8 protein-coding genes are annotated in these 8,362 nt (G+C 66.3%); 1 reads left to right on the top strand and 7 read right to left on the bottom strand.

What is annotated here, in order from left to right; all coding sequences use genetic code 11:
• The 7 genes from WBG82_RS06775 to WBG82_RS06805 all read right to left on the bottom strand — a co-directional run.
• A partial coding sequence (locus tag WBG82_RS06775; protein WP_424422969.1) for a phage major capsid protein occupies positions 1 to 1,289 on the bottom strand: 1,289 nt, incomplete at its 3' end.
• A 14-nt stretch (positions 1,290 to 1,303) separates the two neighbouring features.
• A complete protein-coding gene (locus WBG82_RS06780; protein WP_424422983.1) occupies positions 1,304 to 1,909 on the bottom strand; it encodes an HK97 family phage prohead protease in 606 nt (201 codons plus the stop codon).
• Between the two features lie 236 nt (positions 1,910 to 2,145).
• The gene (locus tag WBG82_RS06785) at positions 2,146 to 2,409 is read right to left on the bottom strand and encodes a hypothetical protein (RefSeq protein ID WP_424422972.1); all 264 of its coding nucleotides are present in this window, start codon (positions 2,407 to 2,409) and stop codon (positions 2,146 to 2,148) included.
• The gene (locus WBG82_RS06790) at positions 2,406 to 3,578 is read right to left on the bottom strand and encodes a phage portal protein (protein ID WP_424422986.1); all 1,173 of its coding nucleotides are present in this window, start codon (positions 3,576 to 3,578) and stop codon (positions 2,406 to 2,408) included. The genes WBG82_RS06785 and WBG82_RS06790 overlap by 4 nt, the downstream gene beginning before the upstream one ends.
• 95 nt (positions 3,579 to 3,673) lie before the next feature.
• A complete protein-coding gene (locus WBG82_RS06795; protein ID WP_424422975.1) occupies positions 3,674 to 4,981 on the bottom strand; it encodes a DNA-packaging protein in 1,308 nt (435 codons plus the stop codon).
• On the bottom strand, positions 4,872 to 5,471 hold the full coding sequence (locus WBG82_RS06800; protein ID WP_424422977.1) for a hypothetical protein: 600 nt from the start codon (positions 5,469 to 5,471) through the stop codon (positions 4,872 to 4,874). The genes WBG82_RS06795 and WBG82_RS06800 overlap by 110 nt, the downstream gene beginning before the upstream one ends.
• Before the next feature lie 241 nt (positions 5,472 to 5,712).
• Complete coding sequence (locus WBG82_RS06805) at positions 5,713 to 6,180, bottom strand: YcgN family cysteine cluster protein (RefSeq protein ID WP_424422979.1); 468 nt, start codon at positions 6,178 to 6,180, stop codon at positions 5,713 to 5,715.
• A 151-nt stretch (positions 6,181 to 6,331) separates the two neighbouring features.
• Between WBG82_RS06805 and WBG82_RS06810 the strand changes: the two genes are divergently transcribed.
• Positions 6,332 to 8,362, top strand: a 2,031-nt coding sequence (locus WBG82_RS06810) for a transglycosylase domain-containing protein (RefSeq protein ID WP_424422981.1), incomplete at its 3' end; no start/stop codon positions are given.

An 8,362-nucleotide genomic window follows, 5' to 3' on the forward strand; every position in this document is an offset into this window, starting at 1 on the left:
CCGAACTTCAGAAGCTTCAGCGCCTCGAAGTTCTGCACGCCGCCGCCCACGCGCTTCGTCGTATAGAAGAGCACATAGGGTTTGGCGCTGTAGGGATCGCGCAGCACGCGCACGCCGAGCCGGTCGACGATGAGGTAGCCGCGCTTGAAGTCGCCGAAGGCGATGGCGGTCGCATCGGTCTCGATCGAGGGCATGTCCTCCGATTCCGTGACCGGATAGTTGAGAAGCGTGGGCGGAGCCCCCGCCGCGATGCCCGGCTGCCAGAGGTAGTTTCCTTCCGCATCCTTCAGCTTGCGGATGGTGGATTGCGTCGCTCGGTTCATGACGAAGCGCGCATTGCTGCGATAGCCGGCCTTCACCGCATAGATGAGGTCGATGAGCGTATCGGCCGGGTTCGAAACCGGGAAGGCGCCGGCCGCGCCCGTCGCGAGATAGCCGAGCTTGCCATGGGACCAGCTCGCATTGGCGACCCTGGCATAGGAGAGGAAGCCGCGCGGCTTGCGAATGCCGTCGCCATGGACAAAGGCCGAGCCTTCCTGTTCGGCGAAGGCCGTTTGCACTTCTTCGGCGAGCCACTGGTCGATGTTGATCGCCGCATCGTCGAGAAGCGTCGAGGTCGCGGCCGGCATGGCATAGAGTTCCATCGCCGGAAACTCGATCTCCGAGAGCTGCGCCGTCGCGGTCTCGATGCGCGCCTCGCTTTCGCCGACCCAGCCTGAGGCTGGACCTTGCGTCGTGAACGGCTTCTTGTAGCTCGCCGCGCCGATCTGGCGCACGCCCGCAATGGCGCGGATGGGCGAGGCGTCGGAAACGACGCGGTCGATCATGCGCTCCGTCTCGGCCGGCACGAGATAACCGCCATCGGGATCGGACTGCGCCGAAAGCGCCTTCGCTTCCAGCGTCCGCAATTCATGCGTCTCGCCCTTCCGCACATAGAGGTCGAAGGCGCGCTTGTGTTCGCGCCGCGCCGGATCAAACATCGTCCGCGCGCCGCTGCCGATGCCCGGCCGCGCCAGCGAGAGGGCGAGTTCGTCGACCGTCTTCTTCTGCCGGTCGAGCGCGCGGTTGATGCGTTCGACCTTTTCCTCCGTCACGACATCGGCCGTGAGCTTGCGCTCGATCTGGGCGAGCCTGTCGTCATTGGCCTCCTTGAAGGCTTCGAAGGCGCCGAGAAACTCCTCGAGCGCGTCCCGCACCTCATGGGCGTCGGGGCGGCTGTCGGCCTGCTTCGTCTCAAGCGTTTTCAGCGACGCCCCGATGCGCGGGACATCGTTCTTGAATGCACTCATGTGCTCTCCTTTTGTCAGTGTTTGAAGATGTCGGCGGCAGCGCGGATCGCGCGCGCCATCTGGCTCACATTCGCGTCCCGCGAGGTGATGAGCGTCTTGTAGCCCGCCGCGACGATGGTGCGGGCGTCCGAGCGGCTGAAGCCCGCGTCCCGCGTCAGCCAGCGCTCGAATTCGCGTTCCGTCGGCCGCGCCGCCTTGACGGCGCTGATGCGCGCCTCCGGCTGCATCGGAAAGGTCACGACGGATATTTCCCAGAGATCGACTTCGATGAGGTGGCGCAGGCCCGTCCTCGCATCGGCGCGCGCCTTGACGACGTGATAGCCGATGGAGAGCCCGTCTATCGCGCCTGCGCGCATGAGGCTCAGCACCTCCCGCGAACGCCCGACATCGGGCAGAAGCTTTCCTTCCACGAACAGGCCGCGAATGTCTTCCTTCAGCTTCAGCCAGATGCCGATCACCTCGTTCGGATCGTGCTGATAGAGCATCTTGATGCCGCGGGGGCCGCGCTTGGCGAGCGAGTTTCTGAACGCGCCCGGCATCACCACATCCCGCCCCAGGTCCTCCTCGCCGAAAAGCGAGGCATAGCCCTCGAAGCTGCCGTCCTCCTTGACGCTCTTCATGTCGAAGCGCGTCGCCTTCCGCTCGCCGTTCCGTCTCCGATCCGCGATCACTTGTCCTCCAGTGCCAATAAAAAAGGCGCCCCGCCGGGCGCCTTCGCGTCTTCAGAATTTTCCGTCGCTCCGGTGATCCTGAGCTGTCACCCCGGCGAATGCCGGGACCCAGGGCAACGAGCTCGGAGCACGCGGCCCCTCGATCCCGGATCGGCACCGGCCTGACGAGGCCACGCGGCGCCGCCCTACCTTCGCCCCGCCATCGCCCGATCGAGCTTCTCCTCGATCCGCGCAAGGGACGCGCGCATCGCCAGCGACTGCTCCTCGACCCGCGCCATGCGCTCCGCCATCTCTTCCGTGCGCGCCGCGCGTCTCTCGAGCGCCGTCAGCCGTTCCGCCGCCGCGCCGGACCAGAGAAGCGCCGCGCCCGTCTGGAAGGCGATGGTGGCAACAAGCGCCACGGGAATGTGCCGGTCGAGCTTCCAGCCCGCATTTTCGCCGAGCTTCATTCCTCCTCCCGCGCCACGCCATAGCCCACGGCCTGGCGCTTCTCGTCGTCGGAGAGGAAACCGGCCTTCGTCACCCGCGCCCACAGCGCCTCGCGCTCCGCCGACAGCGCCTCGATCTGATCGGCGTCGAAGCCGAGCCGCAATCCCTCGCCATAGCGGCTACCGAGCCAGCGCGTCATCGCGCGGCCCGTGCGCGAGACGAGCGGCAGCACCGTCTGCCGCCAGAAGCTCCTGTTCGCTTCCTGATAATTCGAGAATGTATTGTCGCCGGGAATACCAAGCAGCATGGGCGGCACGCCGAATGCGAGCGCGATGTCGCGTGCCGCCGCGCGCTTCGCCTCGGTGAAATCCATGTCCTTCGGCGTCAGCGCCATCGCCATCCATTCAAGCCCGCCTTCGAGCAGGAGCGGCCTGCCGGCATTGATCGCGCCCTGATAGTTCTCCGCGAGTTCGCGCTTCAGCCGGTCGAACTGGTCCTCGCTCAAATTCGCGTGACCCTCGGCCCCTCTGTATACGAGCGCGCCCGAGGGCCGCGCCGCATTGTCGAGCAGCGCCTTGTTCCATGTGCCCGCCGCATTGTGAATATCGACCGCGAAGGCCGCCGCCTCGATGGGGCTCATGCCATAGTGATCGTCGGTGGGATGGAAGAGCCGCATATGCAGGATCGGCGCTTCGCCCCGCGCCGGGTCATAGGCGAAGGCAACGCTCCTTCCGTCGACGGAATATTCATAGGCCTCCGGCCAGCCGGAGCGGCCGGGCACCACCTTCATGCGGTCCGGCCGCAGCACATAGAGCTCGCGCGGCGTCTCATCGAGTTCGACGAGTTCCATATAGGAATTGCCGGCAACCTGAAGATAGCCGTACCAGCTCTCGAAGAGATCGGCTCCGCTCTCATGCGGGTTCGGATTTTCGAGCAGTCTCAGCAGCGGATGCTCGCCAAGCTCCCGCGCGCCATCATAGAGAAGCCAGGGCACGCTCGCGGCGGCTTCGGCGATCATGCGGACGCAGCGATAGGCGACCGCGTTGCGCTCGAAACCCTCGCGGGCAAGCGAGGCATAGTCGCGTGGCGTCCAGACGGCCCTTCCCGCCAGAGTGAGCGCAACGAGCGGGCCCGTCCGGCTCGCCTTTTCCTCGCGCGGGCGCGGCACGCTTGTGTCCTCGCGCATCATCGCCGCAAGTTTCGCCCATGGTCCCGCCATAATGTCTGCCGGCATCCGGTTTTCCTTCTTCCGTCTCGAAAGCATTTGTCGTGCCGCAGGCTCGTCTATAACTGCCGCACCTTCGGCGCTCCCGCTTCCGCCTCCAGCATCAGATCCGTCAGTGCCCAGACGAGCGCGTCTAGGCGGTCCGGGCTCCGGCCAGATCCCGGCACGAAGTCGCACATCTGGTCCTCGAGTTTCGCGAACGCGCCGACATGGGCGACGAGGCCGCGCTCATAAAGCGCCGCCACCGGTTCCGCCCGGACGAGCTTGCCTCTGGTTGCCCTGACGAGGCGGAGCGACGCCTGCGGCATCACCTGCCGCATGATCGCGCCGACCATCTCGCCGCCCATATTCGCCTCGGCGACGATGCGGTCCGCCTCATGGTCCCGGAATGCCTTGGCCGCCCTGTTCGCCCAGGCAAGCGGCGTCAGCCCGCCCATCGACCTGTCGTCGAGCACGACGCCGCGGCCATCCGCGTCGAGGCCGGCGACGACGATGCCGCATTCATCCGCATTGGCGCCGCTCGTCGCCGGCGGATCGACGGCAACGACGACGCGCACGAGATCCGGCGCGCTGCGAAGCCGCGTGCCGTCGATCACGCCACGCGACCAGAGCGCGTCCGGATTGTCCTCGATCAACTCGGCGTCAAGTTCCTGCCGTCCGAGCCGCGTGCCCTCGTAGCGCGCGATGACCGAGCGGAAGAATGCTTCGGCAAGATTGGCGCGGTTGGCGCTGGTCGAAGCCCGTGTCGTCACGCAGGTTTCTTCCGCCATCAGCCGCTTCAGGATCGGCGCCGGGCGCGGCGTGGTGGTCACGACCTGCCGCGGCCGCTCGCCGAGGCGCAGGCCGAATTGCAGCATGTCCCACGCCGCCTCGGCATGGCGCCATTTCGCAAGCTCGTCCGCCCATGCCGCGTCGAATTGCGGTCCGCGCAGGCTGTCGGGTTCCGAGGCGGAAAACGCATAGCCGATGGCCCCGTTCGGCCAGAGGAGCCGCCTGCGCGACGCCTCGAAGCGCGGCCTCACCCGCTCCGGCCCGATCGCGCGCAGACCGGAAGGCCCGTCGATCATCACCTCGCGTACATCGCCATAGGTTTCGCCGACAAGCGCGATGCGGCCCGCGCGTCCGCATTCCACCTCGCCGCGCACCCATTCGGCGCCGCTGCGGGTCTTTCCCGCGCCGCGCCCGCCGAGCACGAGCCATGTCGTCCACTCGCCCTCCGGCGCGAGCTGGTCGGCCCGCGCCCAGAAGGGCCAATGCTCATTGAGCCAGGCCGCCTCCTCCCGCGTCAGGCTCGAGAGAAACCGCGTTCTCACCCTCTTCGGCGCGGAGGCGAGCGAGGCGGCGGTGAAGTTCCGCTCTGAGCGCATCTCCATCCTCCTCCTGCTTGTCCTGTTCCTTCGCGCGTTTCGATCTCGATGCCGTCCTGATGTCGTTCAGCTTTTCGAGTGAGCGCACGAGCGACGAGAGCCTTCGCGCGTCGCGCTCCTTTTCCGCCGCGTCGCGCCTTGCGGTGCTCTCGCCTTCGATCGCTTCGATTTCGCGCGCGATGAGCTGCCTCAATCGCGCCACGAGCTTTGTCGGCCGCAAGTTCTGGCCGCTCCGCTCGGCCGCTGTCGGCACCGCTTCTGCCGCTTCCGCCCCATTGGTCCGCGCCGTTCGCTTCCGCCATCCCTCGTTCGCCGCATGGCGCACGAGCTTTTGCGGGGTCATCCCCGCCTTCGCCGCCGTCAGCGCCACCGGAATCGATAGGTCTTCATAGGCGCGCCTGATTTCAGCCCATTCTCGCGCCTTGCCGCGCGCCTTGCCGCACGCCTTGCCGCGCGCGCGAGCGCCCGTCTGCCGCTTCCTGCCTGTCATGAACTCCTTGCCGATTTTCGCGCCGGCGATCCGGCGGTCAGGCACAATTCCGGAGATGGTCCGAAGATAGGAAGCGAGCGTCACGCTGCCAACTGGGGATATCTCAGTCGACGGAGTTTTTTCTTCGCGACGCATGCCCGATTGCTCGGGCGCCGATCGAGACGCAATTCCGGAGATGGAAGGCAGATGGGGAGCGAGCGTCACGCTGCCAAGCGGGGATATCTCGCGAGCGGCGCTTTTTTCAGTCTGCGATTTCCGTCGGCCACTCGACGATGCGATCGCAAATGTCCTCGAGTTCGACTTCGCTCTCGCAGATCGTTCGCCCCCGCACCGACATGCCGGCGCGGTGAACGCTTTCCGCATCGCCCGAAACAAGCGGGTGCCATGAGGGCAGGTCCTTGCCCTCCGCGATCAGCCGATAGGCGCAGGAGGGTGGCATCCAGTTCACCTCGCGGATGATCTTCGGCGTCAGATGCACGCAGTCGGGCACGAGCTTCGAGCGGTTCGCATAATCCGTGCAGCGGCAGCTATTGCCGTCGAGGAGCTTGCACACCGCATCGGTGAAGAGGATTTCCAGCGTGTCCTCGTCTTCCAGTTTGACGAGGCAGCATTTCGCGCAACCGTCGCAGAGCGATTCCCACTCGGCGCGGGTCATCTCCTCCAGCGTCTTGCGCTTCCAGAAGGGTTCTTTGTCGGGCTTGTGCTTCATGCGGGAGACCAAAGCCCCTGGCAGGCCCGCGGTCAAGCCCCGTCCCCGAATGAAACACAATTGTGCCGGTTTCACCCCATTCCTGCCCTAATCCCGGCACAAACGGCGGCAATCTTCGCGCGCGGGCACCGAAGACGCACGGCCGGACGGCATGAAGCTTGCGCTGCAATGGGCGCCGAAGGGGGACATCGACGTGGCGGACAATTACGAGGAACCGGCCGAGGAATATTTCCAGGATGGCGATCCGGGAGAAAGTCGGCCGCGCAGGCGCCGTCCGTTCCGCCTTGCGCTCCGGGCGGCCTCGTTTCTTCTGACGGCGAGCGTCGTCCTCGTCGGCCTTCTCGTCTTTGCCACCCTGCCCAAGGTCCAGCGCGACATGAATATGGGCCCGCAGGGCGCGCTCGCGGTCACCGTGCTCGATGCCGAGGGACAGGAGATCGGAAGCCGCGGCGGCTCGACGGCGCCCATCGTGCCGCTTGCCGAACTCCCCGCCTATCTCGTCAAGGCTTTCATCGCCACGGAGGATCGCCGCTTCTATTCCCATTGGGGTGTCGATCCGCGCGGCATCCTGCGCGCCGCCTGGGTCAATCTGCGTTCGGGCTCGGTCGTTGAGGGCGGCTCCACCATCACCCAGCAGCTTGCGAAGAACCTCTATCTCGATTCCGACCGCACCTTCTGGCGCAAGGCGCAGGAGGCGGTCATTGCCTTCTGGCTCGAGGCCAATTTCTCCAAGGACGAAATCCTCACTCTCTATCTCAATCGCGTCTATATGGGCGCGGGCAATTACGGCGTCGACGCGGCCGCGCATTACTATTTCGGCAAGAGCGCGCGCGATGTCTCCCTTTCGGAAGCGGCCGTTCTCGCCGGTCTGCCGAAGGCGCCGTCCCGCTTCGCGCCAACGAACGACCTCGCACTCGCGCAGGCCCGCGCCAATCAGGTGCTCGACCGACTCGTCGACAATGGCGACCTGACGGCGGAGGAAGTGGCCGGCGCGCGCGCCCATCCCGCCATCGTCGCCGAGCGCGACAAGCGCGACGGCCCGCAATATTTCGTCGATTGGGTCGCCAATGAAGTGAAGGCGCTCCTGCCCGATGCCCATGGCCGGCTCACCGTCCGCACGACGCTCGATCCCAAGCGGCAGGCGGCGGCGGAAGCGGCCATGCGCGGCATTCTGACCGGCGCGGACAAGCGCGCCGTCGGCCAGGGCTCCTTCATCGCCCTTTCGCCCGATGGCGCCGTGCTCGCCATGATCGGCGGCCGATCCTATCTCCAGAGCCAGTTCAACCGCGCGACGCAGGCCCGCCGCCAGCCCGGCTCCGCCTTCAAACCCGTTGTCTATCTCGCCGCGCTCGAGCAGGGTTTCGATCCGTATACGGAAATAGATGATTCTCCCGTCGCGCTCGGCGAATGGGCGCCGCGCAACGCGAATGCGAAATTCGCGGGCACGGTCACGCTCACCGAGGCACTCGCCCGCTCGATCAATACCGTCGCGGTCAAGCTCGGCGAGCGCGTCGGCGTCAAGGCGATCGCGGATACGGCGCAGCGCCTCGGCATCGCCTCGCCCATTCAGGACAATCTCTCCATCGCGCTTGGCAGTTCGGAAGTGACGCTCATGGAGCTTACCTCCGCCTATTCCACCTTCATGGATGATGGCAGCCGCTCGGAGCCCTATGGCATCGTCGAGATCACCTCGCCTGCGGGCGAAACGCTCTACCGGCACAGCTCCACTCCGGTCGCGGTCGTCGATCCGCGCCATGCCCGCGAGATGACCTTCATGCTCCGGCGCGTCATCACCCAAGGCACCGGCATCCGCGCCGATCTCGGCGCGCGCGTCGCCGCTGGCAAGACGGGCACCAGCCAGGACAATCGCGACGCCTGGTTCATCGGCTATACGGGCAACGAGATCGCCGGCGTCTGGTTCGGCAATGATGACAACTCGCCGATGAAGGGCGTCTCTGGCGGCAATTTCGCCGCCGTCGCCTGGCACAATTACATGCAAGCCTCGCAAACCGGCGTTCCGCTTGCCGCGCTGCCCGGCGCCGACGGCGACATTCCCGTTGCCGAGGAGGATTTCCACGCGCCGCTCAAGGGCTTCCTCGCGCAGCTCTCGGAACTCTTCGCCGCCGCCCCCAAGGTCGAGGCGCCGAAGGAGCGGAGCGGCGGCTGGGGCGCGGGCTTCCGG

This window comes from Parvibaculum sp., from assembly GCF_049671045.1.
Classification (GTDB): Bacteria; Pseudomonadota; Alphaproteobacteria; order Parvibaculales; family Parvibaculaceae; genus Parvibaculum.